24 protein-coding genes are annotated in these 26,819 nt (G+C 54.1%); 14 read left to right on the top strand and 10 right to left on the bottom strand.

Annotated elements, in window-relative coordinates; translation table 11 throughout:
• Positions 1-36: 36 nt before the first annotated feature.
• Genes pgtA through pgtC form a run of 3 tightly spaced genes read right to left on the bottom strand, consistent with a single transcriptional unit; the run spans position 37 to position 4,503 of the window.
• Positions 37-1,287 (bottom strand): two-component system response regulator PgtA, encoded by a 1,251-nt coding sequence (pgtA, locus tag LGM20_RS12620; protein WP_044523226.1) that lies wholly within the window; start codon positions 1,285-1,287, stop codon positions 37-39.
• The gene (pgtB, locus tag LGM20_RS12615) at positions 1,277-3,286 is read right to left on the bottom strand and encodes a two-component system sensor histidine kinase PgtB (protein WP_044523229.1); all 2,010 of its coding nucleotides are present in this window, start codon (positions 3,284-3,286) and stop codon (positions 1,277-1,279) included. Before pgtB ends, pgtA begins: the two co-directional genes overlap by 11 nt.
• Positions 3,283-4,503: a phosphoglycerate transport regulator PgtC gene (gene pgtC, locus LGM20_RS12610; protein WP_044523231.1), complete on the bottom strand. Its 1,221-nt coding sequence runs from the start codon at positions 4,501-4,503 to the stop codon at positions 3,283-3,285. Before pgtC ends, pgtB begins: the two co-directional genes overlap by 4 nt.
• A gap of 406 nt (positions 4,504-4,909) precedes the next feature.
• Between pgtC and pgtP the strand changes: the two genes are divergently transcribed.
• Positions 4,910-6,301, top strand: coding sequence for a phosphoglycerate transporter PgtP (gene pgtP, locus LGM20_RS12605; RefSeq protein WP_044523233.1), 1,392 nt, complete (start codon positions 4,910-4,912; stop codon positions 6,299-6,301).
• A 143-nt stretch (positions 6,302-6,444) separates the two neighbouring features.
• Here the strand turns inward: pgtP and lysM are convergent, their stop codons facing one another.
• The 3 genes from lysM to LGM20_RS12590 all read right to left on the bottom strand — a co-directional run bounded on the left by lysM (position 6,445) and on the right by LGM20_RS12590 (position 8,740).
• Complete coding sequence (lysM, locus tag LGM20_RS12600; protein WP_023289703.1) at positions 6,445-6,894, bottom strand: peptidoglycan-binding protein LysM; 450 nt, start codon at positions 6,892-6,894, stop codon at positions 6,445-6,447.
• A gap of 356 nt (positions 6,895-7,250) precedes the next feature.
• Positions 7,251-7,895, bottom strand: coding sequence for a TenA family protein (locus LGM20_RS12595; protein WP_044523237.1), 645 nt, complete (start codon positions 7,893-7,895; stop codon positions 7,251-7,253).
• Complete coding sequence (locus LGM20_RS12590; protein WP_044523239.1) at positions 7,895-8,740, bottom strand: BtpA/SgcQ family protein; 846 nt, start codon at positions 8,738-8,740, stop codon at positions 7,895-7,897. The genes LGM20_RS12595 and LGM20_RS12590 overlap by 1 nt, the downstream gene beginning before the upstream one ends.
• Positions 8,741-8,766: 26 nt before the next feature.
• Here LGM20_RS12590 and LGM20_RS12585 point away from each other — a divergent pair, with 26 nt between their 5' ends.
• A complete protein-coding gene (locus LGM20_RS12585; protein WP_044523243.1) occupies positions 8,767-9,639 on the top strand; it encodes a PfkB family carbohydrate kinase in 873 nt (290 codons plus the stop codon).
• 1 nt (position 9,640) lies between these two features.
• Here the strand turns inward: LGM20_RS12585 and LGM20_RS12580 are convergent, their stop codons facing one another.
• Entirely contained in the window at positions 9,641-10,594 is a 954-nt protein-coding gene (locus LGM20_RS12580; RefSeq protein WP_044523245.1) for an ABC transporter substrate-binding protein, read from the bottom strand.
• Positions 10,595-10,939: 345 nt separating this feature from the next.
• On the opposite strand from LGM20_RS12580, the gene LGM20_RS12575 reads away from it, so the two are divergent.
• From LGM20_RS12575 to LGM20_RS12545, 7 genes are all read left to right on the top strand, one after another.
• A complete protein-coding gene (locus LGM20_RS12575) occupies positions 10,940-11,962 on the top strand; it encodes a LacI family DNA-binding transcriptional regulator (RefSeq protein WP_032428845.1) in 1,023 nt (340 codons plus the stop codon).
• A gap of 380 nt (positions 11,963-12,342) precedes the next feature.
• Positions 12,343-13,089 carry an ATP-binding cassette domain-containing protein gene (locus tag LGM20_RS12570; protein WP_162823512.1) on the top strand — a complete coding sequence of 249 codons (747 nt, stop codon included), beginning with the start codon at positions 12,343-12,345 and terminating at the stop codon, positions 13,087-13,089.
• Positions 13,090-13,107: 18 nt separating this feature from the next.
• Positions 13,108-14,109 carry an ABC transporter permease gene (locus tag LGM20_RS12565; protein WP_023289710.1) on the top strand — a complete coding sequence of 334 codons (1,002 nt, stop codon included), beginning with the start codon at positions 13,108-13,110 and terminating at the stop codon, positions 14,107-14,109.
• 3 nt (positions 14,110-14,112) lie between these two features.
• A complete protein-coding gene (locus tag LGM20_RS12560; protein WP_044523249.1) occupies positions 14,113-15,192 on the top strand; it encodes a phosphotriesterase family protein in 1,080 nt (359 codons plus the stop codon).
• 14 nt (positions 15,193-15,206) lie between these two features.
• The gene (locus LGM20_RS12555) at positions 15,207-15,962 is read left to right on the top strand and encodes a glutamine amidotransferase (RefSeq protein ID WP_044523252.1); all 756 of its coding nucleotides are present in this window, start codon (positions 15,207-15,209) and stop codon (positions 15,960-15,962) included.
• Positions 15,962-17,074, top strand: a complete 1,113-nt coding sequence (locus tag LGM20_RS12550; RefSeq protein WP_044523257.1) for a M20 family metallopeptidase — start codon at positions 15,962-15,964, stop codon at positions 17,072-17,074. Before LGM20_RS12555 ends, LGM20_RS12550 begins: the two co-directional genes overlap by 1 nt.
• Before the next feature lie 142 nt (positions 17,075-17,216).
• Positions 17,217-17,645 (top strand): cell envelope integrity TolA C-terminal domain-containing protein, encoded by a 429-nt coding sequence (locus LGM20_RS12545; protein WP_023289714.1) that lies wholly within the window; start codon positions 17,217-17,219, stop codon positions 17,643-17,645.
• Between the two features lie 187 nt (positions 17,646-17,832).
• On the opposite strand, the gene LGM20_RS12540 is transcribed toward LGM20_RS12545, so the two are convergent.
• Positions 17,833-18,738 carry a LysR family transcriptional regulator gene (locus LGM20_RS12540; RefSeq protein WP_023289715.1) on the bottom strand — a complete coding sequence of 302 codons (906 nt, stop codon included), beginning with the start codon at positions 18,736-18,738 and terminating at the stop codon, positions 17,833-17,835.
• A 103-nt stretch (positions 18,739-18,841) separates the two neighbouring features.
• Here LGM20_RS12540 and LGM20_RS12535 point away from each other — a divergent pair, with 103 nt between their 5' ends.
• Positions 18,842-20,050 (top strand): MFS transporter, encoded by a 1,209-nt coding sequence (locus tag LGM20_RS12535; protein WP_044523261.1) that lies wholly within the window; start codon positions 18,842-18,844, stop codon positions 20,048-20,050.
• Between the two features lie 100 nt (positions 20,051-20,150).
• On the opposite strand, the gene LGM20_RS12530 is transcribed toward LGM20_RS12535, so the two are convergent.
• A complete protein-coding gene (locus tag LGM20_RS12530; protein ID WP_044523263.1) occupies positions 20,151-20,780 on the bottom strand; it encodes a helix-turn-helix domain-containing protein in 630 nt (209 codons plus the stop codon).
• A gap of 66 nt (positions 20,781-20,846) precedes the next feature.
• Entirely contained in the window at positions 20,847-21,506 is a 660-nt protein-coding gene (locus tag LGM20_RS12525) for a winged helix-turn-helix transcriptional regulator (RefSeq protein WP_032452874.1), read from the bottom strand.
• Positions 21,507-21,944: 438 nt separating this feature from the next.
• Between LGM20_RS12525 and LGM20_RS12520 the strand changes: the two genes are divergently transcribed.
• The 4 genes from LGM20_RS12520 to LGM20_RS12505 are packed head-to-tail and all read left to right on the top strand — an operon-like array spanning position 21,945 to position 26,815.
• A complete protein-coding gene (locus LGM20_RS12520; protein ID WP_023289719.1) occupies positions 21,945-22,475 on the top strand; it encodes a fimbrial protein in 531 nt (176 codons plus the stop codon).
• Between the two features lie 57 nt (positions 22,476-22,532).
• Complete coding sequence (locus LGM20_RS12515) at positions 22,533-23,210, top strand: fimbrial biogenesis chaperone (RefSeq protein ID WP_044523398.1); 678 nt, start codon at positions 22,533-22,535, stop codon at positions 23,208-23,210.
• 28 nt (positions 23,211-23,238) lie between these two features.
• The gene (locus tag LGM20_RS12510) at positions 23,239-25,773 is read left to right on the top strand and encodes a fimbria/pilus outer membrane usher protein (protein WP_077255372.1); all 2,535 of its coding nucleotides are present in this window, start codon (positions 23,239-23,241) and stop codon (positions 25,771-25,773) included.
• Between the two features lie 34 nt (positions 25,774-25,807).
• A complete protein-coding gene (locus tag LGM20_RS12505) occupies positions 25,808-26,815 on the top strand; it encodes a fimbrial protein (protein WP_044523267.1) in 1,008 nt (335 codons plus the stop codon).
• Positions 26,816-26,819: the final 4 nt, after the last annotated feature.

The raw sequence follows: 26,819 nt of genomic DNA, 5'->3' as shown, positions 1-26,819 counted from the left end.
ATTCAGGATATTATTAACCATCGTCTGGCGCCATGCCTAAACCCCTTTGTAGTGCTCTTTACTCAGGCCATACTTCTTCATTCTGAGATAGAGTTTTTTACGCGGTATCAGCAGATACTCCGCCACCTCATTGATACGTCCCTGGTGGATATTCAGCGCTTCGGTGATGATCTGCCGCTCGACCTCCTCAACCCGCCGATCCAGCGGCGTCGGTTCGCCGACAAGCATCTGCGGATTCACCGTTTCCGCGAGCGGTAATACCCCCACCGCAAACAGCTCGGCGGCGTTCGCCAGTTCGCGAACGTTATTTGGCCACACCCGCCGCATCATCCCCTTCAACAGACCGGCATCCACCTCCGGGACGGGATGATTCAGCCGTTGACAGGTTTTTTGCAAATAGTGATGAAACAGCGGCTCAATATCATCAGGTCGCTTTGACAGAGGCTGGCAGCCAATTTGCGTCATCGCGAAGCAGTAATAGAGTTCCGCCACTATCTGGCTGCTGGCTGCCAGCGCCACCAGCGAAGCATTACCGATACCAATCAGGCGAAAAGGCCGTTTCTCATGACTCTGCAGCTGTACCAGATGATGCTGTTGCCCGTGAGACAGATGCTCCAGGTGGCTTAAGACCAGCGTCCCGCCCTGGGCTTGCGCGATCAGTTCATTCAGCGTGTGGGCGTTAGCCGTGTTGAGTTCGCAGGAGATAAACGGACCTTCGGCGTGACGCCCTAACTGGTGCAGGTAACGCGCGCCGGTCATCCGGCCGGTTCCCGGCTCGCCGTAAAGCCATACCGCAATATCCGTCTCTGCCAGCTGCTGAAGGCGCTGGCGATACCGATCCGTCCATTGGCTGCGGCCAATAAGCTCAACCTGTAATTTTTGCTGACAATACTGGCGACGGGCGATCACCGATTGCCTCTGACGCAGCGCGGCATCCACCAGCGTGAGCAGCTTGCCTGGATCGATCGGTTTTTGCAGGAAATCCCAGGCCCCTTTTTTCACCGCCTCCACCGCCATCGGCACATCGCCGTGACCGGTGATAAGCAGAATCGGCAGCAGATCGTCATCCTGATGAAACAACGTCATTAAATCGATTCCGGAGCAGCCGGGCATGCAGACATCGCTTAAAACAATGCCGGGCCAGTCCTTCGGCACCTGCTCCCGCGCATCAAAAGGATTATTACAGGCACTGACCTGATACCCCGCTTGCTCAAGCAGCTGCGTATAGGCATCCAGCACATCGGCATCATCATCAATCAGCAGAATCGAACAGTGATTACTCAACATCTTTTACATCCGTCAAATTGAATTCCAGCACCACGCAGGCACTGCGCGTAAACGTCGACGCCAGGCGCAACGCCCCTTCCATTTGCGTCATCAGCGAAACACTTATCGAAAGCCCTATTCCCAGCCCCACGGCTTTGCTGGTAGTGAACGGTTTTAACAGCGAAGGGAGTAAGGCCGCAGGCCAGCCGGGGCCGTTATCGGCAATCAACACGCACAGCCTTTCGCCCTGGATGTGCCAGCTCACGGTGATTTGCGCTGCGTGCGGGCAAGCATCAAGGGCATTTGACAGCACGTTCACCAGCACCTGATGAACACGCACTTCGTCTCCCAGGATCCAGACGGCGTCATCCGGTATCAGCAGCGTCCCCTGCTGAGGTTTATGGCGCATCGCCAGCAGTTCCCACGCCACGGTAAAGGTCTGGCGCAAATCGACCGGGTGCAGCGGCGTTTCCAGTTCTGCGCGGCGGGTAAACTGGCGCAGGGAACGGATAATCGCGTCAATGCGGTTGATCAGCCCTTCCGCTTTGCTTAACGTCGTCCGCGCCTGCTCCGTCTGTCCCTGCTCGATTGCCCTTTCTGCGGTAAAAAGATACATCGACAGCGCATTCAACGGCTGATTGATCTCATGCGCCAGGGTGGTCATCGTCTGCCCCACCACCGCCAGTTTAGCGGTCTGGATCAGCTCGTCCTGAGTGGCACGCAGATCGGCCTCAATCGCTTTCCGCTCGCCTATCTCCTGTTCAAGCTGCTGTTTTTGCGCATTAAGCTGACCGAGGGTATGGCGAAGCAAACCGGCAATACGTCCCAGCTCGTCGCGCCCGTAAACCGGAATGGTCGCTTTGGTCTGGCCCAGACCAATCTGTACCACCGCCTGATTCAGCGCGGTAAAGCGTTTCACCAGCCGCGAGCGAATAAAATAATGGTTCAGCCCCCACGCCAGCAGCAGCGCCAGCAGCGTCGCCACCAGGATTAACCCACCGCTGACCCGGACAATCTGCCCCATACGTTGATTAAACATCTGCATCTGCTGGTGACTGCTGCCAAGCTGGGCTTCCAGCAGCGTTCTGAAGCGTCCCAGCGTCGCTTCTCTGGCCCGGCTGGCTTCCACGAGCGCTTTTTGCGCGGTAACGTAGTCGCGCATGGTGTCCGGCATCTTATTTTTCACCATGCCAATTTCCAGCAGCTCATCGATCGTTTGTCGCAGGGTAATGGTGCTCGGCCAGTCATCCAGCGCACGAATATTTTCATCCGACGTTTTCTTCAGGTTTTCCAGATAGCGGATATGCGTCTCCACCAGCATGCCGTCATCATTCCCGGATTTCAGTTCATTGAGCCTGTCGCGCAGGTCGTCAACGATCTGATTTTCAATACGCGCCAGCGTATAGACCTGCTGTTGTTCATTCTGCACTTCCCGGGAGCGTTTCAGGTACTGCGCCGCATCCCCCTGTCGGGCTTCAATCTGATCGAGCAGCGTTCCCTGTTGCCAGGTAAAATCCTGCACCAGCGAATTCAGCTCAGTGGTGAAATCATCGTGCAGCCAGTCGATCCGCGCCGAAAGCTCTCCCACCTTTTCACGAACCAGAAACATGTTGTAGAGCACGCGATCCAGTTCCGCCAGCAGCGCGCGGCTGTCCTGCAATATCACCGCCAGCTGCTGCCGTTCTGCCGGCGACAACCCCTGGCTCAGCCGCTCTATCTTATCCAGATGCTGGATAATCTGGTTGCGCAGCTGCAGGCGTACCGTGGTATTCGGCGCCAGCAGAAATTCATTGAGCTGATCGACCACCAGGTTGAGATTACCTTCAATCAGAAAAGCCGAATGGATGCGCGGAAAATACTCATCCAGCGAATAGCGGATCTGCGAACTTTGCTCATGCCATGAATAGAGGCTGACGCTGCTGACAATCAGCGTCAGCAGCGCCCCCATCAGAAAAGCCCCGCGTAGGCTGCTACTGATACTGATTTGCCGCAGACGTTGCAGCATGGACCTGCCCATCATTTCAGTTCTTCCAGTTTATTAATCGCCTGCCGCTGATTGTTGAGAAACCAGAGCTGCCACTCCATCATCTGCTGTTCCGCGAAGCTCTTATTGTCGAACTGAGCCAGCCAGGCTTCATCCTCGCTGCTCGCCGGATCGACCGGCACACGGGTCAGCAACGCGCGAATCTCGGGCAGCGGACGCTTGAGACGGGCCTCCGCGCTATGCAGCGCTCGCCAGGCATCTTTTAGCTGAGCAAGACGAAAGCTGATCGCCGTATCGAACATCCGTTGCACCAGGCGCTGGCGTTTGAGGATCAGCCGATAGTTCAATGGCGGTTGATTCATCAGCACCGCCTGCTGCGCCGCCCGCGGATTGCCCGCCGCCAGGGGCGTTACCGGGTATTTCCCGGTATTGGCATCGGCGAGGATCGTCTGGCCCTCCGGGCTTAACAGATAGCGAATAAACCGCCGCGCCTCGCTGGCGTGCTGGCTGTTTTTAAGCACCGCGACATAGGTCGGCGAAACCGCCGACTGCGGGAAATAGGTAAAAGCCAGGTGCGGATCGTTCATCAGCAGATTGGCGTAGTTATCAATCACCGGACCGGCCACGCCCAGGCCGCTTTTAATCTTATCCGCCACCCCAAAACTGCGGGATGAGATGGTCACGAGATTTCCCGCACTCATCAACAGCGTTGCCCATCCCTTAATCCAGCCTTTTTGTTGCAGCAGCGACTCCACCATCAGATGGTTGGTATCCGAACGCGACGGACTGCTCATCAGCAGCGCCCCCTGATAGCGAGGATCGGTCAGATCATCCCAGTCCGCTGGCGCAGGCAGGTGCCGTGTCATCAGCGCCGGGCGATTAATCAGCAAACCGAACCCGGAAATCGCTACGGCCACGGAGGTGGAGCGAATGGATTCCGGCACCAGTTGTTGGCTGACTGCCGGCGCACCGCTGAACGGTGCCAGCTTTTTATGCTCCTGAAGATGCTGCAGCAGCATCGGCGACGAGGTCAGGATCAGATCGACATTTTCGGCATTTGCCGTGTCTAGCAGCTGTTCCAGCGAGGCGCTGGTGCGGTTGAGCGTCCTGATCGTCACTGACCCCGGCTCTTTCTGCCAGCGATCGATAATCCACACGGTGGCGCTGGGAGAAAATGTCGTCGCCATCACCAGCTCATTGCTTTGCGCCGCACAGGGTCTCAGCCAGGCGGTCAGCAGCAGCATCGCGAGCATTTTGCTCACTATCCCGCCCCGACGAAGAGACATGTTTGTGATCCCGTTCATAAATATTGAAATACCAAAAAAATTACGTTGAGACAAAACTTACCCGTTTATGACAGCTGGCGAATTAATCACCGCGAGCGGAAAAATAGCCAAACGGGCGCCCGGGAATATCGCTAAAGATTACCAGATAATGATTGGGTAATTTGTTAGAGTCCGCACAAGCCGGACATAAAATCAGCGCAACATTAATTCCGCAGGCTCTCGCTCATTCAATATGAGTCAAAATCAACCCATCAATTCATTAGTTTGAGTCAGTTTTGACTCATTTCGACGATTTGTATTTTACGGCCGCTTATTTCACACTTCAGGCCGAATGCTCCTGATGTTCACATCAATATAAAATACAGGTGACGACATGTTATCATTATTAAAAAAAGGGCCGTCGGCGAATACAGTTCCTGCTGAGAAAATTCAGGCAACGTATGGTCGATACCGTATGCAGGCGCTGCTAAGCGTATTTCTGGGATATCTGGCGTACTATATCGTGCGCAATAACTTCACCTTATCCACGCCCTATCTGAAAGAACAGTTAGATCTTAGCGCCACGCAGATCGGTTTGCTCAGCAGCTGTATGCTCATCGCGTACGGGATCAGTAAAGGCGTGATGAGCAGCCTCGCGGATAAAGCCAGCCCGAAAGTGTTTATGGCCTGCGGTCTCGTACTGTGCGCCATCGTCAACGTCGGGTTAGGATTCAGCACCGCATTCTGGGTTTTTGCTGCGCTGGTTGTCCTGAACGGCCTGTTTCAGGGGATGGGGGTCGGCCCCTCTTTCATTACCATCGCGAACTGGTTTCCGCGCCGGGAGCGTGGCCGCGTAGGAGCTTTCTGGAATATTTCCCATAACGTCGGCGGCGGAATTGTCGCCCCGATCGTCGGCGCCGCGTTTGCGATTCTCGGTACCGAGCACTGGCAGAGCGCCAGCTACATTGTGCCGGCCTGCGTGGCGGTGGTATTCGCCATCAGCGTACTGGTGCTGGGTAAAGGTTCGCCGCGCGAGGAGGGCCTGCCTTCGCTGGAAGAGATGATGCCGGAAGAGAAAGTGGTGCTGAAGACCAAACACGCCCAGAAAGCGCCGGAGAACATGAGCGCATTCCAGATCTTCTGCACCTACGTCCTGCGTAACAAAAACGCCTGGTATGTCTCCCTTGTGGATGTGTTTGTCTATATGGTGCGTTTCGGCATGATCAGCTGGCTGCCAATCTACCTGCTGACGGTGAAACATTTTTCTAAAGAGCAGATGAGCGTCGCCTTCCTGTTTTTTGAATGGGCGGCGATTCCGTCAACCCTGCTGGCCGGCTGGCTTTCCGATAAGCTGTTCAAAGGCCGCCGGATGCCGTTAGCCATGATCTGCATGGCGCTGATCTTCATCTGTCTGATCGGCTACTGGAAAAGCGAATCACTGCTGATGGTCACGGTATTTGCGGCCATTGTGGGCTGCCTGATTTACGTCCCGCAGTTTCTGGCCTCGGTCCAGACCATGGAGATCGTCCCCAGCTTTGCCGTTGGCTCCGCCGTGGGCCTGCGCGGATTTATGAGCTATATCTTTGGCGCCTCGTTAGGCACCAGCCTGTTCGGCGTGATGGTGGATAAAATGGGCTGGCACGGCGGGTTCTATCTGCTGATGGGCGGGATCGTCTGCTGCATCCTGTTCTGCTACCTCTCCCATCGCGGCGCGCTGGAGCTTGAGCAACAGCGTAAAAACAGCGAGCAGGAAGAGGCCAGGCTGGCGCTGGCTGACGCACAGTAAGCGCCTGAACCGGGAAAACAAGAGCCAGCTTGCTGGCTCTTTTGCCGTTGAGAGAGGAATTGATGTCCGCAGCTGCTCCCGACGACGGTATAAAGCAAGTATCCCTGCCATCACTGATGTTACTACTGAGTGGAATGAACGGCCTACTTCGCCGGGATAATCAGCACTTGACCCGGATAGATTTTATCGGGATGCGTCAGCATCGGTTTATTGGCTTCAAAAATACGTTGATAATCATTGGCAGAGCCATACATCGCTTTGGAGATAGCGCTCAGGGTGTCACCGGATTTGACCGTGTAAAAACGACTTTCCGCCCCGCTTTGCGTCACCTTAACGCCGTCACTGACCTGACCTACGCCAGTGACATTCCCGACCGCTACCAGAATTTTTTCCTTATCCTCCTGCGAAGCAACATCGCCAGTGACCGTGGCGGTGCCATCGTCCGCAACATCAATATTGACCTTTTCGGCGCCAGGCAGATTAAGACCATCGATATGTTTTTTCAGTTTATCGGCCCGCTCTTCTTTACTGTCGCCGGAGACGGCGTCCCATATTTTCTCGCCCGCTTCTTTCACAAAACTTAATAATCCCATCTTTCCATACCTCCTCGACTGTTACATGATCACATCATCATCGGACCTGTTGACCCAATGTCAGGGGGCTGGTTTGCTACCCGCCCTCGCGTCAACTGCCTGAAGCAGCACAAGCCACCATCAAAGTATAATCAATAAGCGTCAAAGTGCAGGATATTTGCCCCACTACGGCAGGAAAGTCTGTATTCCGGCAAGGCGACACGAAATGGAAGCGGACATAGCCCCCAGCCATGCAGAGAAATGATGGCCCCTCGTCGTACAATGGCTGGAGAGGCAATGCCCGGATAAGACGCGGACTACCTGAGCAAGATTTCAGGAGACGCCGCTTCCGGCGCCTCCTGTGAGTCACCTCGCGGCTATTCCTCGTATGCAGCGTGATGGAAATCAATTTCCCACTGCAGTACTTCACCGTAAAGCGCCGACAGCGCTTGCTTTTCCTTTTCACTCAGCGCCATGGCGCAACGGTCGAGTTCGTTCTTTAACCAGAGCGCCTGCTGGTAGAATTCGTCCTCCGCGTGCATTTCCACCCAGCGTCGTAAATCAGCATCGCTCTGTCGATGTTCGCTCGCCCGTCGGCACCAGCGATAGTACATCCACTCCGCACCGAACATCAGGGTCACGATCTGCTCATAGCTGCCCTCGCGGGCGGTTCGCAGCATACCGTCGCGAAAGCGCCGTACCCCGGGCAAATCATCCGGGTACCCAGCGGGATCGATCTGTCGCGCTGACAGCACCTGCTCAAACCACGCGATCTGCGTATCAACCAGGGCATTCAGCACGCCAATCAGCCAGCGCTGCTGATGAATACCCGGCGCTTTGCTGACCCCGAGGGCAACAATCGCGATGGCCGTCGCGACAAAGTTGCCCTCAAACACCAGATAGCGGTTGAAGACCGCTGTCGGCAGTCGATCCTGTTCAATATCAGTGACAAACGGGTGCTGCTGCATCGCCTGCCACGCCGGTTGATGTTCGCGCAGCAGGCGTTCGCTAAACGCTTCCATTAGGCTTCCTCCAGCGCGGCCTGAGCGACCGACATAAAATGCTTCACCCGGGCCAGCTCAACATCGTTCCACCAGACGCCATCGACCTTCATCGTACTGGCCACAATGACCCCCTGGGTCCGCCCGAGGATCTGCCTCACGTTAGCCGGCGTTACCCCGGAGCCCACCAGGAGCGGTAGCGCCGTCGCCGCGCGGATCTCGTCAATTTCCGCCATCGTGGCGCTATCGCCCGTGCGCTGGCCGGTGGCGATCACCGCGTCGGCCTCGAAGAAATCGACATCGCGCGTCAGCTCCTGTATCGAACGATCGGCGACGATGGCATGGCTACCGTGCTTGACATGGCTATCGGCAAAAACGCGAATATGCTCAGCGCGCAGCATACTGCGGTAGCGCAACGCCTTTGCGGCCGCCCCTTCGATAAATCCTTCGTTGGCGATATAGGCGTTGGCCCACTGGTTGACGCGGACGAAATCGGCGCCGCCCGCCAGCGCGATGGCCATCGCCGGGATCGCCGCGTTAGCCAGGACGTTAATACCCAGCGGGACCGCAAACCGCTCACGAACTTTCTCGGTAATGACCGCCATCAGCGCGGAGGTTTCATGGCCGATGTCCTCAGGTTTGGAAAACGGAATATCGCCATGGTTTTCAATAATCAGACCATGAACACCGCCTGAAATATAATTTTCAGCATCGCGAAGCGCACGCTCAACAATATCGGAGACTGATTTTCCTCGATATTTAGGTGCACCAGGAAAAGGATCGCAATGAATAACGCCAATAACGGCTTTGCTTCGTGAAAAAATAGCTTGTATTGCATTGGTTTTTTCTGCTGAGATAGCAACCATCTTATCCATCCTGTTAAGGGAACACTATGCGTGTTTACGTTACCGGTAATATTGCCGTCGATGAAACCTGGTCTATTCCGGATATACCGAAAAAAGGCACTTCCATTCACGGCGTTAAAGTTTCGCAGGATATCGGCGGTAAAGGCGCGAATCAGGCGATTATATTATCCCGCTGTGGAATAGAGACGCGTTTAATTGCCGCCACGGGAAATGACAGCAACGGCGCCTGGATCCGCCAGCAGATAAAAAATGAACCACTGACCTTACTTCCCGACGACCCTTTCAATCAACATAGCGACACCTCGATTATTTTAAATAGCGCTGATGGCGACAATGCCATCATTACCACGACGGCGGCTGCCGACGCCTTCAGCCTTGAGGATATTATTCCGCATATGGCGGATGCCGCCGCCGGCGATATTCTGCTGCAGCAGGGCAATTTCTCCCTCGATAAAACGCGGGCGCTGTTCCGGTACGCCAAAACTCTCGGCATGACCACGGTGTTCAACCCCTCGCCCGTCAATCCTGACTTTTGCCATCTGTGGCCGCTCGTCGACATCGCGGTAGTCAATGAATCCGAGGCCGAGCTGCTTCAGCCCTATGGGGTGAAAACCTTAGTGATAACCCAGGGCGCCGCTGGCGCCTGGCTGGTTCAGGCGGAACAGCGCCAGTTTTGTCCCGCCGTGCCCGCCGAAGCAATTGATACGACCGGCGCAGGCGATACGTTCCTCGCCGTCATGCTGGCCTCCGCCCTGCTGCGCGGCGTCGCGCCGGATGACCTGGCGCTGGCGCACGCCAGCCGCGCTGCCGCCATAACCGTTAGCCGCCGGGGAACGCTCAGCGCGTTTCCCGGCAGCCATGAGCTCGCCGCCCTGTTAACCCAGGACGGCGCGCGTTGACCTACTTAAACAGCGGACGGTAAGCATCGACGTTCGCTTTGGTCACCACCGTCGCCGGAACCAGAATGGTTTTCGGCACGGTTTTTCCCGACGTGATGCTGTTCAGCGCATTCAGGGCTTCGGCGCCCATCTTTTCCGGATCCTGCTGCAGGACGGCGGTTACGTAGCCGCCGTCAATACCGGAAATCGCCTTCGCCGTCAGATCCCAGCCAAACACTGTAATATCCTTCTGCCGCCCCTGGTTTTCTACGGCGGCGATAGCGCCGAGCAGCGCGGGTTCGCCAGTGGCATAGATTGCTGTCAGATCCGGGTTGCCGGTGATCAGGTTTTCCGCCGCGGTCATCGCTTTATCCTGCACGTTCTGCCCGTCGACCACGTTAGCGATGGTAATGTTCGGATTGCTTTTCAGCGTCTCTTCGAACCCTTTCTGCCGCTGGTTCTGGATGGCCGAATTCAGCGCGCCGACAATCCCCACCCTCGCCTTGCCACCCATCTCTTTCTGCACGTAGTCCACAAAATATTTACCAATAATTCTGCCGCCTTCAATATTGTCCACGCCGACCTGGGCCGCCTGTGGTCCGGCCGGTAATACGGCATCAATCGCAATCACCGGAATGTTAGCGGCGGCGGCTTCTTTTACCGCTGGCATAATTCCGTTAACGTCGATAGCGGCGACCAGAATGCCTTTAACGCCTTGCTGAATATAGTTTTCTATCGCGTCGTTTTGCGCCACGGGATTATCGTTTGAGTTGAAAATAACTAAATCCTTGCCGCTGGCCTTAGCCGCATCCTGCGCGCCTTTATTCATCAAATTAAAGAACAGCGCCTGCTGATTGATTTGCACCAGCGCATAAGTCGGACCGGCAGCGCTGGCGGCAGAAATAAAACTCATCGATGCCAGCATGGTCGTGGCGACAGCAAGTAAACGCAGTTTTCCGGTGTGAAATAACATCATCAGTATCCTCGTCGGGAATAGTTGATAGCCAGCAGAGTTCCGCGCCGCATGCGAACGCAGAAGGATTGTTTTTTGGGCGGGCAAATATCGTCTATATGGCCAGAACAATCATCGATCGTTCGGCGGATACCTGCTTAATGTCATCCCGGCAACCGGTCCGTGTCGGTGCGCGACTGGAATGACTTAAACGGGTTTGGGAATGACTTCCCGGATGATGCGGTAAACTGTCTATACAATTCTCTGCTGATTAAAATTTGTCAAGCATTTATTTTCGGTTATTACGCACAGAGAAATTGCTGTATCCACCGCGCTTAACTATGTTACAGATAGCCGATTCTGGCAGAGATGGCGCAGGAAATGAGTATAAAACGCGTATTGTTATCTGATGTGGCAAAGCTGGCGGGACTGTCGAAAGCGACCCTGTCGCGCTATATGAACAACAGTATTGTGCTGCCGCAGGACACCATCGACCGTATCGAAACCGCCATTCGCGAACTGGACTATCGCGGCAATAGCCTGGCGCGCCGTCTGAGCAAAGGCGGCAGCGAGACGCTTGGCCTGGTGCTCCCCGACATTACCAACCCCTTCTTTGCCGAGCTGGCCGACGCTGCCGAAGAGGCCGCTTCTGCCAGCGGCTACAGCCTGGTGTTGTGTATCACCCGCAACAACCCGGAAAAAGAGTGCCAGTTCATCCGCTGGCTGGATACCTGCCAGGTAGACGGTCTGCTGTTCACCACCAACCGCCCCGATAACGGCCTGCTGCGCAAGGAGATCCAGCGTCACGAACGCATTGTCCTGCTGGATGAAGATATTCCCGGGAGTCAGGTTCCAAAAGTGTTTGCTGATAACGTTCAGGGCGGGCGCATCGCCACCGAAAAACTGATCGCCGCCGGGCATCGTCATATCGCTTTCGTCGGCGGCCCGGACAAACTGATGAGCGTCCGTGAGCGCTATCAGGGTTTTTGCACCGCGATGGAGCAAGCCGGCCTGAGCTGGCCGCCCGAATGGGTGATGTACGGCGACTATCAGCGCGAGTTTGGCCAGCAGGCGCTGCGGCACCTCTTCAGCCAACCGGTTCGCCCTACCGCCGTCTTCGCGGCCAGCGACTATCTGGTGCTCGGTCTGCTTGACGGTCTACGCGCCAGCGGGCTCCAGGCGCCGGAGGCGCTTTCGCTAGTCGGCTTCGATGACGCCAATTACGCCGATTTTACCCAGCCGCGGATCTCCACTATCCGCCAGCCCGCCCGGGAACTGGGGCGCACCGCGGTGCACATCATGATGCGCCTGCTAAACGACGATCCGGATATCCCTGCGGAAACCCGCCTGCCGGTTGAATGGATTGGTCGCGACTCGATCAAGATCTGTTAAGCATGTCCCATAATGACGCAAAAGCGCCCGTTTTTGGCGCAAAAAACGATCAATTAACAATTTATTCACTATAATCAGTAAACCGGTTTACCGGATTGTAATCAATAAAATCTATTGAATACATAAGGTTAAGTTACAGGGCTGCTGTGTTGTTCCTGCCCTGGCACGGATGCTGCAGTGTTCTTACTGGCGAACAAATATCTTACATAGCGTTTGTCCTGACTGTACTGGCGAGGGCTCTGTTCCACAGGTAAACCGGTTTACTAGATTGTAAACCGTGTCGGATAGAGTCTCTCCCGCAGGATGGCGAACATTTTCCCGGCAATAGCGATGGGAGTTATCAGATGCAGCAGCCACAAACTACCCCGCCAAGGGTGGAGATGATCAATATCACCAAGACCTACGGGTCGATACGTTCATTGCGCGGCGTTAACCTCGAGTTGGCCCCGGGCGAAGTGCTGGGTTTAGTGGGCGATAACGGCGCGGGGAAATCCACCCTCACCAAAGTGCTCTCTGGCGCGGTGATCCCCTCCAGCGGCACGATTCGTATCGACGGTGAACAGCATCAGTTTACCAATCCGGCCGATTCGCGCCGCTGCCATATCGAGATGGTCTATCAGGATCTGTCGCTCTGCGACACGGTCGACGTCGCGGGCAATCTGTTTATGGGCCGTGAGCCGATGAAATCGGTCCTCGGTATTCCCTTTCTCGACGAGGCCAAAATGCACGCCGATGCCAGAGAGATGCTTAAAGGGCTGGGGATCTCTATTCCGGATACCCGCCTGCTGGTGCGAAATCTCTCCGGCGGCCAGCGCCAGGCTATTGCCATCGCCCGCGCGGCGGCCTTTGACCCGAAAGTGCTGATTATGGACGAACCCACCGCCGCGCTGGCCGTCGCGGAGGTCGAAGCGGTGCTGGAACTCATTCGCCGCGTTTCCGCTCGCGGGGTGAGCGTGATTCTGATTACCCACCGCCTGCAGGACCTGTTCCTGGTGTGTGACCGGATCATGGTGATGTATGAAGGTACCAATGTCGCTGACAGACGGGTGTCCGACACCAGCCTGAACGATATCGTTAACCTGATTGTGGGCGAAAAATTCACCGCCCGCTCTGCGGCTGCACATTGAGGTAACAGGATGAGTATCATGAACTTAAGCAGCTCCCGCATGATCCAGCATTCGCTGCCGCGCCGCCTGCTGCATAACCACTCGGGCGTAGTCAGCATCGCGCTCTTTTTCGTCTTCTGCTGCGTGGTGTTTTCGCTGATCACCAGCAACTTTCTCACCGGCACCAACTGGCTGAATATCATCCGTCAGAGCGCCCCGCTGCTGATCGTCGCGACGGCGATGACCCTGGTGATTACCACCGGCGGTATCGATCTGTCGGTGGGCTCTACCCTGGCGCTGGTCGGCGCACTCTCCGCTATCGCCCTGAATAGCTGGGGGCTGCCGTGGCCGGTGGTACTGCTCGGCGGCCTGCTGCTCGGCGGCGTCGTTGGCGCCATCAACGGCTTCTTTATTGCCTATGAAGGGATTCCGGCGTTTATCGTCACCCTCGCCACTCTGGCAGTGGTTCGCGGCATCGCGCTGCTGATCACTCAGGGTTATTCGATTCCGGTTCCGGCTGACAGCCTGTTTACCTTTATCGGACGCGCGTGGGTTGTCGGTATCCCCATGCCCGCGCTGCTCGGCATTCTGATTCTGCTGATCGGGCATATCGTTCTTAATCACATGCGTTTTGGTCGCTACGTGACCGCTATCGGCGCCAACGCTGAAGGCGCGCGACGCAGCGGGATTAACACCAAAGCCGTCACGATGAAGGTCTATATCCTCAGCGGCATGGCCGCCGCGCTGGCGGGAATGATCATTACCGCTCGCCTCGGCAGCGGCTCCTCCAACCAGGGTGAAGGCTTTGAACTGCAGGTTATTGCCGCCGTGGTGCTCGGCAGTACCAGCCTGTTTGGCGGCTTCGGTACCATTATCGGCACGCTGCTGGGCGCGCTGTCGATTGCGGTCATTCAGAACGGGCTGATCCTGTCGCATATTTCGCCGTTTTACACCCAGATAGCTACCGGCACCATTATCCTGCTGGCTATCTGGCTGAACACCCGCATTCTCAACCCCACGCGCTCCGCGGCAAAAGGATAGCTGATGAACGGATCAATTTTTCGTCATCCCTCACCGCTGCCGGTTGGCGTCAGCAGCGGTTACGTGATGACAGTGCTTGGCCCGCTGCCGATTAACGAAATGGGCGTCACCCTGATGCATGAGCATATTCTGCTGGATGCCTCCGGCAAATGGGTGCCGCCCTGCTGCTGTAGCGATCGCCATCTTGCCGAAATGCCGGTGAAAATGGAAAACCTTGGCGAACTGTCGCTGAATCCGTTGATGAGCCGCGATAACTGTCAGCTGTTTGATGTCGACGTTGCGATTGAGGAACTCACTAAATATCGCGCCCTTGGCGGCGAAACCGTGGTCGATCCGACCAATATCGGTATTGGCCGCGATCCGAAAGCGCTGGCGCGCATCGCGCGTCTGACCGGTCTGAACATTATTATGGGTACCGGCCTCTATCTGGAGCCTTCGCACCCCGAGTGGGTAAGGACCAGCAGTGTTGAACAGCTGACCGAACGGCTGATTTACGATCTTGGCGGCGCGGAGGAGAAACCGGAGGTACTCGCCGGGCTTATCGGCGAAATCGGTATCTCCAGCCGTTTTACGCCGGATGAGGAGAAATCCCTGCGCGCTGCGGGTCGGGCCAGCGCCGCGACCGGCGTGCCGATCGAGGTCCATCTGCCGGGCTGGGAGCGGCTGGGTCATCGGGTGCTGGATATTCTCGAGCAGGAAGGCGCCGATTTACGCCATACCGTGCTGTGCCATATGAACCCCAGCTTTGCCGATAAGCGCTACCAGCGCGAACTGGCGCAGCGCGGAGCATTCCTCGAATACGACATGATTGGCATGAGCTATTACTACGCCGACGAGTCAGCGCAGTCGCCCTCCGACGAGGAGAACGCCCGCGCGATCCGCGAGTTAATTGACGACGGCTATATCCAGCACATTCTGTTGTCGCAGGATGTCTTCCTGAAAACCATGCTCACCCGCTACGGCGGCCACGGTTACGGCTACATACTCAAGCATTTTGTTCCGCGTCTGCGGCGCCACGGCGTCAGCGGCGAACAGCTTGAAACCTTAATGATTGGAAACCCCCAGCGGGTCTTTGGCGGATAAAAGGAAACGTCATCATGCAGAAAAAAATCTTACTGGTCGGTGAGTCCTGGACCAGCACCTCAACGCACGTTAAAGGCTTCGACCAGTTTGCCACCGCCACCTGGCACACCGGCGCAACGGATTTTCTGGCCGCGCTCGCCGACAGTCCCTATGCCATTACCTATATGCCCGCCCACGCGGCGGCGACAGACTTTCCGCTGACGCTGGAAGCGCTGGAACACTGGGATGCGATCATCCTTTCGGATATCGGCGCCAATACGCTGCTGCTGCATCCGGACACCTGGCTGAAGAGCCGCCGCACCGCCAACCGTCTAACGCTCCTGCATGATTACGTGGCCGGCGGGGGGGCGCTGATGATGATCGGCGGCTATTACAGCTTCCAGGGGATCAACGGCGGCGCACGCTACCGTAATACCGCGGTGGAGAAAGTGCTGCCGGTTCGCTGCCTGGCCTGGGACGATCGCATTGAAACCCCGGAAGGCTGCTTTGCTGAAGTGGCGGGATCTCACCCCCTGTTTAACGATATTCCGGACGAATGGCCGTGGTTGCTGGGCTATAACGAGGTTGAAATGCATCCGGAAGGTAAACTGCTGGCGACCGTGGCCGGTACCGATCATCCTCTGCTGGCCATTCGCGAATATCAGCGGGGGCGCTCGCTGGTGTGGACCAGCGACATGTCGGCACACTGGCTGCCGGAAGAGTTTGCCAAATGGCCCGGCTATCGCCAGCTGTGGATTAACTGCCTCGACTGGCTGACGGAACGCCGCTGATGACCGCTACCCTTGAGCTCGCCCGGCAACTGCTGGGCTTTAACACCATCAACCCGCCGGGCAGCGAAGCCGACTGCATGCGGTTCTTCGCCGACTGGCTTGCCGATAGCGGTTTTGAGGTGTCGCTGTCGTCATTCGGCGAGGGACGCAGCAATCTTATCGCCAGGCTGCCCGGGTCGAAGAGCGGTAAACCGCTGGCTTTTACCGGACATCTGGATACCGTCCCGCTGGGAAATGCCCGCTGGCAGTACGATCCTTTCGGTGCGCAGATGGAAGACGGGCGTCTTTATGGACGCGGGTCGAGCGATATGAAAGCGGCGATAGCGGCATTTGCCGTCGCCTGCGTTCATCAGCGGCAAACGATTCGCGCCGGGCGCGGCGCACTATTGCTGATCACCGGCGGAGAAGAGACCGGCTGCGACGGCGCGCGGGCGCTGATCGCCTCCGAGACGTTGCCAGAGGTGGGCGCGCTGATCGTCGGTGAGCCCACCGCCAACTACCCGGTTATCGGCCATAAAGGCGCCCTCTGGCTACGCTGCGAAACGCGGGGAAAAACCGCCCACGGCGCGATGCCGGAGCTGGGGATCAATGCTATCTATCTTGCGGCGGATGCGCTGGGTAAGATCCAGCATTTTTCGCCGGGCGCGCCGCATCCGCTGATGAAGCAACCCACCCTCAACGTCGGACGCATAGAGGGCGGACTCAATATTAATTCCGTACCGGACCGCACGCGTTTTGATGTCGATATCCGCAGCGCGCCCAATTTACAGCACGCCGCTATCCGGGAGCGCTTGACGACGCTGCTGGGCGAAAGCGTTACGGTCACCACGCTGGTCGACCTGCCTGCGGTCCTGAGCCGGGAGGATCACGCATGGATTAAGCAGGTTTACCAACGCTGTCAGCCGCTGCACGCTGAGCCGATTACGCCGCGCGTGGTGCCCTACTTTACCGACGCCTCGCTGCTGCTGCCTGCCCTGGGCGACCCGCCCTGTATTATTCTCGGCCCCGGGGAGCCGTCGATGGCTCATCAAACCGACGAGTACTGCCTGCTCAGCCGGCTGGCGGAGGCAGAACGGCTATACGGTGACCTGATTCGCGACTGGATGGCCTAACCGTCCGCGATGAAAGCCAAAAATGTGTGACAGTGTCACTTAAAACGAACATGATGCATTCAGCGTTTGAATAATCTCGCGGAATAACAGAGGATAACCGCCTCGTACACGAAATGTTTCACCACCAGCAAGGAGGCTTACCATGTCCGTGAAAATTAACGCCGTGCTCGTTTGCACCCTCTCTTTCCTCCTTTCCGCCTGTTCGGGTCATGCTTCTGCGCCGGACAGCGCCGAAGACGCTCAAATATCGGCAGAAGTGGATAAGATACTTCGCGATTATCAAACGGGTGCCGATACGTCACCGCAGGCCAATGCCTCACGCTATCTGGCGCGGATCCAGGCGGCTATCTTCGCTAACATAGACCAGCCGGACTCCTGGCAAGGGCAAAAATGCTCGGTGCGCTTTACCCTGCAGCGTGACGGGACGGTGCAGGATCCGGCGGTCGAGAACGGCGATCGGCCATTCTGCGCGCAGGTGATGTCCGCGCTGAAAGCCGCCAAAATTCCGCCTGCGCCAGATGAAAAAACCTATCAAACATTTAGCCATGTCGTTCTGGACTTGAAGGCCTGAGCTTGTCCGTAGAAAGCGCCCCGGTCATCGCCAGGGCAATGGCTAAAAAGATAATCTGACAGCCTGCTTAACAGACGCTTTTTGGCGATCAGCGAGGAGTGATTCAATGGTGCTTGAGTCGAGGTGATGAGCGGCAAGAGCGCCGGCTGAACGGGACAGCGCATCCAGGTGCGCTGATGATGGCCTCTTATTCATGACTCAATCTCTGATGCATGAAATCAATAAGCGCTCTTGTTTTTGCCGGCAAATAACGCCGATCGGAATACAGGGCGAACAATTGCAAGGGGGCTGCCGATTGTTCAAATTCAATTTCGATTAACCGGCCATCGTCAATATAGGGCTGGCAGGCTTGTTTCGACAGGATGGCATAACCGACGCCTGAGATGGCCGCTCGCCCTGCCATCTCCCCGCTGTTGACCCGATAACGACCGTTCACTTTAATCGTCTCGAATCCGCCCTTTTTATTCACAAACTGCCAGGGAGCGCCTTTAAGCGCATTTACCGTTGTAATACAGGGCAATTCTTCAAATTGCTGTATACGAGAAGGCGTGCCATAACGCTGGATAACGGAGGGAGCCGCAACGATGGTGCAAGGGATGGTCACCAGATGACGGGCTATGTAGTCACTGTCATCCATCTGACCACGACTCACAATGACAGCGAGATCCAGATCATCGCGCAGGGATTCATAACCAGACAAATTGGTGACGCAACTTATCTCCAGGTCCGGATGCTGACAGGCGAAATCGGCAACAACAGCGCCCAGCAGTGCAGGACCGATTTCATTGGGAATACAGATACGTAATGGCCCTTTGAATTGCATTTGCCGCAACGTTAATTCGGTTTCAGTTTGCTCAAGCGCTTCCAGTAATGGCTTCGCCCGGGTATAGAGTAGATGCCCCGCCTGAGTGAGTTTCATATGTCGGGTACTGCGTTCAATAAGCTGAAGATTCAGTTTGTCTTCTAGCTGAGCAATGCAACGGCTGACATTTGATGCCGGCATTTCAAGGGCTTTCGATGCCCCCACAAAACTGTCTCTTTCAACCACAGCGATGAAGACTTTCAGCGCATTAAAATCAAGAACTGGCCGCATCAACTATCCCACATATGATAATAATGAGTGCCATTTTTACCATCTAATCGATAAGTTTGATAGCAGTTAAGCTAGGTTATCTTTCATCAACAGGTCGCTTGCTATGCCACGGGTCACCACTACATTTAATCAAAAGGCGCTGATACGGATAGCGCTGGTCATCGCTTTTGTGCAGTTTACTAATGCGCTGGAATATATGATGTTCAGTCCTGTTTTTACATTTATGGCCGCGGATTTCGCTGTTCCCGTCTCCTTCTCAGGCTATGTATCCGGTATGTACACCTCTGGAGCCGTCCTGTCGGGAATTATCGCCTTTTACTGGGTTGACCGTTGCAATAAGAAGCGTTTTCTTATCGCTAATATGGTGCTGCTAGCCATAGCGACACTGTTGACGACATTCATAACCAGTTTTCCTCTTCTTCTTACCTTGCGACTCTTCGCAGGGCTGGTTGGAGGGACGACAATGGGGGTGGGGATCGGTATTTTGATAAACCACACGCCGGCTGACTTGAGCGGAAAAATGTTGGCGACGGTGATTGCGTCATTTTCGCTGGTAAGCGTTGTGGGGATGCCCGCTATATTATTTTTGTGTACTCATTACGGTTGGCATGTCGCGTTGTGGTTAATCAGCACGCTCTGTTTGTTGGCATTGCCATTGATCGTCACTGTCATTCCTCAGGACCCCGTCGCTTTCGACACGTCTCACGCGCTGCCCCTCGATGTTGATACTTTACTGTTTGCTTCCGGTAATGCGCTGGTACAGTTTAGTCCAATGCTGATCATTCCTGTTCTGGCGCCATTAATGACGCAGCTGTTGGGGGCTTCTGAAGGCCTGCTGCCCTGGCTGTTCTTCGACGGGGGACTGGCGGGGTATCTGTCAACAAGAATGACAGGGGCATTAACCTCTCGTTTTTCTGCCTTGAGTTTGGCGACCGGGTCAACCCTCGTTTTTATTCTGAGCTTGCTGATACCCCTCCTGGGCTATCCGCATCCGGCGCTGTTTATGACGTTATTTCTCGGGGCAGCTTACAGTCGTCTGGTTTCATCTTCGGCGGTTACGATTCAGTTTCCTGATAACAACCAACGAGCGGGATTCTCTTCATTACAGACGTCCATGATGTATCTGATGACGACTGCCGCATTTTTCCTGTCCGCTTTTCTGTTACCTGACCATCGCATGGCGCTCCAGAATATGGACACGTTGCTGACGCTATGTGCAATTTCCGCATCAGGATCCCCAATTATTATCATCATTTTGCAAAAAAAACTGGCTAAGCGGACGATCCCGCCCGATCGTTGCACCACTGGGTAGAACATGGCGCGCCCTGCCCTGGGCATTAAAAATTATCATTGACCCTGGTGTGGTCGCTAAATGGAGATGAGGGCGTTTATTTGTCTGACGGTGTCTGAATTTAGTACCTGGCGGGAAGCTTATGGATTTTAATGAGTCTTCCCTCTTCCATTTCGATAAAACCACCCGTTTTTAAATCTGCAAGAATGCGCATGACGCCGCTGCGAGAAAGATGGGTTTTCTCACGGATGTAGAGTTCCGCTGTGACTGCGGCGCGATAACTCTCATCTTCTTCGATTAAATTGAGCAACTGCTGGCGGATCATCTCGTACGCCGTCGGTGCGCCCTGCGGCATCACATTGTTGTAAAGTCGGCCATACACAAACATCAGTTGCTTTGAGAGCAGCCCCCATAACGACTTTTCTTTAATAATGTCATGAACACGAGCGGTGGAGATCTCGCCAATCACGCAGGAGTTGAGAGTTTTAATGTAATCATCGAAGTAAATATCCGTCAGATTGGCAAGACCAAACACGGCGGGACTGCGCGCAGTGGACAGCATCATATTATCGTTTCGGCGATAAACCGCTACGGTTCCCTCAAGGATAAGGTAACACATCCCCTGGCCATTCACCTTGAAATCCAGTTGCTCCCCCCTTTCAGTTTTACGTGGCGTGCAATACGGCTGTAAATGCATTATCAACTCTTGCGCGTAGGGTGAACCTCTGTGAGGTTTTGCTGAAGAGGACATAACCGATAACCTTTAGATTGACCTGTCTGATTATAGCCTGGCTTCCTGTTGCGGGTATCCTCATCGTCAGTATTTTCGAGGCAAATGGTTGATATCAAGAAGTATACCCCGTTCCATGGTGATGTAGTTCCCGGTTCGCAGCTCTGCCAGAATTCGCATAATCCCGCTCCGTGAAAGATAGGTTCGGCTCTTAATATAGGCTGCAGCCGTAATTTGTTGCCGTATCGCATCCGGCTCTTGCATCAGTTCAACAAGCTGAAAGCGGATGATGTCATAAGCCGACATCTGCGAGATTTGTGCGCAATGCTCATACACCCGGGAGGCCGTGTAAATCAGGAGTTTCGAAAAATGTTCCCATAGATCCAGTTGCGCCACGATGTGATTAAAACAATCCAGTGACACCCGGGCGATCTCTGACGTCTCCAGCGCTCTCACATAGAGATGCTCTGAGGAAAACTGACTACTGACGCCCAGAATAAAGGGTGATGATTCAGAATTTAAAACAATGCCATCGCCGCGACGGTGCAGCGCGACGCTACCTTGCAATAGTAAAAAACATTGCCGGATATCATCTTTATAATAATGCACGACCTCACCTCTGCCGATCACTACTCTTTCTGCTGCTGGCAACACATGATTTATCAGAGTCTCGATGTGCCGAAATGGTTTTAATTCCAGGGCAATTGATTTGTCCTGGTTTTCCGGGGTGGTTAAGCGCGTGTTCATATGCTGCCTCAATTCCTCTACGGTGATCGCTTTATTGATCGACCCGACGAATTATCTTAAAAATGAAGAAACCGCGAAATATTGGTTTAGGGTCCAAAAGTAGACCGTGCTAAAGATGTACTCTAAGTAATTGATTTTGTGCCTCATGACCTTTGAGTCTAAAAATAGACCGGACCTTAATAAACACAATAAAAAAGGAATGTTACTTATTCGTTAAGTGAGAGTCTACTTATAGACCCACAAATCATTTGAGTTTAAGAAAGTGATTAGATAAATTTTAGCCAGCCAGCAGAACAGTTCATGATCTTACCGTAATTAATTATGGCTGCCATGCTGCACAGTAATAAATAAGGCGCTGGTACAAAAAGAGTGTAACGCTCATCGGCACCCTATTGCCTGAATATAAGTGGCAAACCAAGTTAATAAGGAAACAACGTAATGAAAAAAAGTCTTGTTTTAGTTGCCTTGACCGCAACTGCAGCGCTGTCTATGTCTCACGCTTTTGCTGCCGCTGGCACCGTGAATTTCGTCGGCAATATTCTTGATACTGCCTGTGAAGTCGATGTGGCATCGCAAAACCAGCAGGTTAATCTCGGTAACTTTTATAAAACTGAATTTCCGAACAGTGGCGCAAAAGCGGCTGCAAAGGATTTTAATATCGTGCTTAAAAACTGCCCAACTACAGTGACTTCGACAAAAGTACGCTTTGATGGCACCCCCGATCTGACCAACCCTAACCTGCTGGCTATTGATACCTCAACCTCCAGTGCGGCATCAGGGGTGGCGATTAACCTGATGACCGCCGATAAAGTCGACCTGCCTTTGCACGGTGAGAACAGCTATAACTACACCCTTAGCAGCACCCAGGACAATACGCTGAAATTCTACGCGCAATATATCTCCACCACGGCATCAGTAACGCCGGGTACGGCCAACTCTGTTGCTAACTTCTCCATTGTATATAACTGATTTTCTGTCCAGAAAAGCTGATGGGGTCGATACGGCCCCATGTTTCAGAGGTCTAAAATGAATGTTCTTCGCAGTATCTTGCTTACCACCACGATATTGAGTATTGGCTTATCCGCTGCTCAGGCCGGTGTCGTTATTGGTGGTACGCGGGTCATTTTTGATGGTAATAAAAAAGAAGCCTCAATTGGCATAAATAATCCTGATAAAACCCCCTACCTGATCCAGTCCTGGATCGAAACGCCGGATGGCGGTGCCGAAAAGGCGCCTTTCATCATTACGCCACCGTTATATCGACTGAATAATGGCCAACAAAACGTCGAGCGCATTGTTGCCACCGGAGCATTACCTCAGGATAAAGAGAGCTTATTTTGGCTTAATATAAAAGCCATACCCTCTGCAGCTAAAGTTGACAATACGTTGCAAATTGCCATTAAAACCAGAATCAAGCTCATCTACCGTCCGGCGGCGATGAAAGGCGCATCCCCTGAAGAGCAGGTCGAAAAATTACGCTGGCAACGCATCGGTAATAAGATACAGGTAAACAATCCGACTCGGCATGTCATGAATTTTAACGAAATTTCACTATCAGGTAAAAAATTACCCGATGTCAGTTATGTATTACCCGGTAGCACAGCGACGTTTGATTTACCCTCCGGCGTAACGGGCGGGCCAGTGACATTCAAAATTATCAATGATTATGGCAGTCCCGGGGCAGAACACAAAGCCAGTCTGTAGACCGGCGAAAAGACACTGAGTGGGATTTATGATGATGGCAATGGATTATATAAAAGCACGTTCTCCACGGTTGGCATTATTGATAACCATCGCGCTCTTCAGTAATACGCAAAATAGCTATAGTCGCGATTTTTTTAATCCAGAACTGGTTGAACTGGATAATCCGGGGACAGAAAAAGTCGATCTTTCTGGTTTTGAATCGGGCGCACAAGCTCCCGGGGATTATCATGTTGATATCGTCCTGGACGATCGGTTAGTTGATACCCGCGATATCAGGTTTGTGTTGCTGAAAGAGCCTGGCGGTGATGACAAATTAATCCCCTGTTTATCCATTGAGCAATTAGAAAGCTGGGGAGTGAAGACTGGACTTTTTCCCGCGTTAAAAGGCGAAACATCCTGTGCGAACCTGTCCGCGATCCCTCAGGCCAGTACGGATTTCCAGTTTGCCATGCAGCGTCTGGTATTGAGCATTCCGCAAGCGGCACTATCAGCGCAAGCGCGCGGAGCGGTGTCGCCGGATCGCTGGGATCAAGGGATTAACGCCGCCCTGCTCAACTACAGTCTGAGTGGGGCCAATAACTGGGCAAAAAATAGCAACAGCAGCACCAGCGATAATCAGTATGCCAACCTGCGTCCTGGCGTGAATATTGGCCCCTGGCGGTTAAGAAATTACACCACCTGGTCGCGCGATTCACAGGGTCACGATGCCTGGAAGACGGTTTATACCTATGCTCAGCGTACGATAATCCCGTTACAGTCGCAGCTCACGCTGGGTGATAGCTCTGCCCCGGCAGATGTCTTCGACAGCATGCCTTTTCGGGGAGGACAACTTGCCTCCGATGATGACATGCTGCCCGACTCCCTCAAGGGCTATGCCCCAGTGGTGCGTGGTATCGCCCGGACCAATGCCCAGGTGATAATTCGCCAGAATGGCTATCAGATATACCAGAGCTTTGTGGCGCCGGGGGCTTTTGAAATCACGGACATGTATCCTACCGGCGGCGCCGGCGATCTTGATGTCACTATTAAAGAGGCTGATGGCAGTGAGCAGCACTTTAGCGTGCCATTTGCCTCCCTTCCCGTATTACAGCGTGAAGGCCGAATAAAATATGCGTTAACGGGCGGCCAATATCGTTCTTACAACGGCAGCGTGGACAAAACGCCCTTTGCTCAGATGAGCGTTATTCTCGGCTTGCCCTATGGCTTTACGTTTTACGGCGGATTACAGGAGTCGAGTAAGTACCAGTCCCTCGCCGCGGGCGTCGGTAAAAACATGGGTGACTTTGGCGCAATCTCCAGCGATATCACCCAGGGCTGGTCCACGCCGCAAAATATGCCGAAATCCAGGGGGCAATCATGGCGGGCTCGATACAGTAAAAATTTTGCCGCAACGGGCACCAACTTCGCGATTGCCGGCTACCGCTATTCGACCAGCGGCTACTATGGCATGCAAGAGGTCCTGGATTCTTACGGTGACAGTCAGGCGCTTCAGGACCGACGCCGCAACCGTGCTGAGCTGACGTTGAGCCAGGGGTTGGGAGACCATCTGGGATCGTTGATGCTGAACGCCGCGCGTGAAGATTACTGGAATTCGGGTAAGGCGATGGAATCATGGAGCGTTGGGTATAACAACTACTGGCACAGTATCAGTTATGGCCTGACCTGGACGCTGAGTAAGAATGGGAGCGCGGGATCGTACAGCTCACCCCAGAGCGACGATAAAAACCAGATGCTGGCGCTGAATATCAGCATTCCCCTGGAAAAACTGTTGCCGCAGACATGGGCAAACTATGGCATGAATACCAGCAAGAATAACGGTACGACACACAGCGCTGGGTTAAATGGCGTTGCTTTGCCGAATAATGCGCTCAACTGGAATATTCAACAGGGTTTCGGCACTCACGATGCGGCCTACACCGGCAATATGAATGGTGATTATCGCGGCACCTATGGCGAAATCACAGCCGGGTACAGCTATGACAAAAATACCGATCGTCTGAATTATGGGATTCAGGGGGGCGTGGTTGCGCATGCCAATGGCGTGACGTTTTCTCAGCCCCTGGGTGAAACCAACGTGCTGATTGCCGCCCCCGGGGCTGCCGGCGTAGGCATCCAGAATATGACCGGAGCGACAACCGATTATCGCGGATATACGGTTGCCTCTAACTTAATGCCTTATCGCAAAAATGATGTGTCATTAATCACTGAAACATTACCGGCTAATGTTGATTTAGAGCAAACGGTCAAAACCGTGGTTCCTACGCGTGGCGCGATTGTCAGGGCGAACTATCGGGCAAGCGTAGGCGTTCGCATGTTGATGACCTTGAGCCAGCGAAACGGCCAGTTAGTGCCGTTTGGCGCAATGGCCAGCGTTGATGGAACAGATCATAACAGTTTTATCGTGGGTGATAGCGGACAGGTCTATTTGACGGGTCTCGATCCCGAGGTAAACCTGACCGTGAAATGGGGAAATCAATCCGTGAACACCTGCAGGGTTCATTACTCGATAAACATGACGAAGCTGAATAACGATGTGATTATCGATAATGCTGTTTGCCGATAACGTTGAAATGAATTTTTATATCAGGTGCATAGGTATGCGACTTTTCCGATCTGCATTATTAATGCTGGCTGTGTTGTTTCCATTGAGTGGCTTCTGTTGTGATTATACTTACATCGGCTCTCCCTATACCGTGGATTATGGCAATATTATCGTTCAGCGCGATGTTCCCGTTGGCCAGGCGATAAGCAATGAGATATATGGCTCCTTAGCACATGCTTATACCTGCGTCACAACCGGCAATGAAGGGTCTAGCTCAGGAATGAAAAGCGCTATTTTACCCTATGTCGCGACGTACGGCGCGCGGCGCGTTTATCAAACCAATGTGCCTGGGGTGGGTATTTCTTTTGGCTTTTACATGAACTCCAAAGCAGGCGCGTCGACATTTAGCGGCACCGATTATATTGACCGCGGTAACGCTTCAATGTCCAGTTGGTCTTCAAACCCAGGCGAGCTGGTTATTCATGATTATCAGCCGGTTATACAATTCTGGAAGATTGGTGATATTACATCTGGCTCAGTAACGGGGCAACTGGCATCGTTTGTCGCCTTTACGATGCAATATCTCGGCGGAGAACAAGCTCCTGAGATCCCCGTCAATGCGGGGGCCGGATCTATTACCCAGGTGGCATGCGCGGTGACAACGTCGAATATGGTATTTGAACTGGGGGACGTTTTGGTCAGCGAGTTTGGTTCTGCGGTGGGATCAACCCCCGCTAATGCGCAGAAAACGCAGAATCTCATTCTGGACTGTGATGCCGGAGCCAATATTAACGTCATGCTCTCCGGGGCACAAAATCCAGACGTCAGCGATAATACCGTGCTGGCGTTAACCGGTCAGGGAAGCGCAGGCGTCGCACAGGGGGTTGGCGTGCAGCTGGTTTATAACAATACTCCTCTCATCCTTGGCAATAATCTTGTTCTGAAGAGAACCAATGGCGGCCAGGAGATGTTTCCGTTAACCGCACGCTACTATCAGACCAATACAACGGTAACCACCGGCATCGCCAATGCCTCCGCAACGCTGAGTCTTACCTATCAATAAGGAC

This window comes from Klebsiella quasipneumoniae subsp. quasipneumoniae, from assembly GCF_020525925.1.
Classification (GTDB): domain Bacteria; phylum Pseudomonadota; class Gammaproteobacteria; order Enterobacterales; family Enterobacteriaceae; genus Klebsiella; species Klebsiella quasipneumoniae.
The sequence above is the reverse complement of the archived record's forward strand: the minus strand, read 5'-3'. Positions and strand labels throughout refer to the sequence as shown.

Bases quoted from the DNA above. Each gene is read 5' to 3' on its own strand.
- pgtA (WP_044523226.1), bottom strand. From the start codon at position 1,287: ATGTTGAGTAATCACTGTTCGATTCTGCTGATTGATGATGATGCCGAT.
- pgtB (WP_044523229.1), bottom strand. From the start codon at position 3,286: ATGATGGGCAGGTCCATGCTGCAACGTCTGCGGCAAATCAGTATCAGT.
- pgtC (WP_044523231.1), bottom strand. From the start codon at position 4,503: ATGCTCGCGATGCTGCTGCTGACCGCCTGGCTGAGACCCTGTGCGGCG.
- pgtP (WP_044523233.1), top strand. From the start codon at position 4,910: ATGTTATCATTATTAAAAAAAGGGCCGTCGGCGAATACAGTTCCTGCT.
- lysM (WP_023289703.1), bottom strand. From the start codon at position 6,894: ATGGGATTATTAAGTTTTGTGAAAGAAGCGGGCGAGAAAATATGGGAC.
- LGM20_RS12595 (WP_044523237.1), bottom strand. From the start codon at position 7,895: ATGGAAGCGTTTAGCGAACGCCTGCTGCGCGAACATCAACCGGCGTGG.
- LGM20_RS12590 (WP_044523239.1), bottom strand. From the start codon at position 8,740: ATGGTTGCTATCTCAGCAGAAAAAACCAATGCAATACAAGCTATTTTT.
- LGM20_RS12585 (WP_044523243.1), top strand. From the start codon at position 8,767: ATGCGTGTTTACGTTACCGGTAATATTGCCGTCGATGAAACCTGGTCT.
- LGM20_RS12580 (WP_044523245.1), bottom strand. From the start codon at position 10,594: ATGATGTTATTTCACACCGGAAAACTGCGTTTACTTGCTGTCGCCACG.
- LGM20_RS12575 (WP_032428845.1), top strand. From the start codon at position 10,940: ATGGCGCAGGAAATGAGTATAAAACGCGTATTGTTATCTGATGTGGCA.
- LGM20_RS12570 (WP_162823512.1), top strand. From the start codon at position 12,343: ATGATCAATATCACCAAGACCTACGGGTCGATACGTTCATTGCGCGGC.
- LGM20_RS12565 (WP_023289710.1), top strand. From the start codon at position 13,108: ATGAACTTAAGCAGCTCCCGCATGATCCAGCATTCGCTGCCGCGCCGC.
- LGM20_RS12560 (WP_044523249.1), top strand. From the start codon at position 14,113: ATGAACGGATCAATTTTTCGTCATCCCTCACCGCTGCCGGTTGGCGTC.
- LGM20_RS12555 (WP_044523252.1), top strand. From the start codon at position 15,207: ATGCAGAAAAAAATCTTACTGGTCGGTGAGTCCTGGACCAGCACCTCA.
- LGM20_RS12550 (WP_044523257.1), top strand. From the start codon at position 15,962: ATGACCGCTACCCTTGAGCTCGCCCGGCAACTGCTGGGCTTTAACACC.
- LGM20_RS12545 (WP_023289714.1), top strand. From the start codon at position 17,217: ATGTCCGTGAAAATTAACGCCGTGCTCGTTTGCACCCTCTCTTTCCTC.
- LGM20_RS12540 (WP_023289715.1), bottom strand. From the start codon at position 18,738: ATGCGGCCAGTTCTTGATTTTAATGCGCTGAAAGTCTTCATCGCTGTG.
- LGM20_RS12535 (WP_044523261.1), top strand. From the start codon at position 18,842: ATGCCACGGGTCACCACTACATTTAATCAAAAGGCGCTGATACGGATA.
- LGM20_RS12530 (WP_044523263.1), bottom strand. From the start codon at position 20,780: ATGTCCTCTTCAGCAAAACCTCACAGAGGTTCACCCTACGCGCAAGAG.
- LGM20_RS12525 (WP_032452874.1), bottom strand. From the start codon at position 21,506: ATGAACACGCGCTTAACCACCCCGGAAAACCAGGACAAATCAATTGCC.
- LGM20_RS12520 (WP_023289719.1), top strand. From the start codon at position 21,945: ATGAAAAAAAGTCTTGTTTTAGTTGCCTTGACCGCAACTGCAGCGCTG.
- LGM20_RS12515 (WP_044523398.1), top strand. From the start codon at position 22,533: ATGAATGTTCTTCGCAGTATCTTGCTTACCACCACGATATTGAGTATT.
- LGM20_RS12510 (WP_077255372.1), top strand. From the start codon at position 23,239: ATGATGATGGCAATGGATTATATAAAAGCACGTTCTCCACGGTTGGCA.
- LGM20_RS12505 (WP_044523267.1), top strand. From the start codon at position 25,808: ATGCGACTTTTCCGATCTGCATTATTAATGCTGGCTGTGTTGTTTCCA.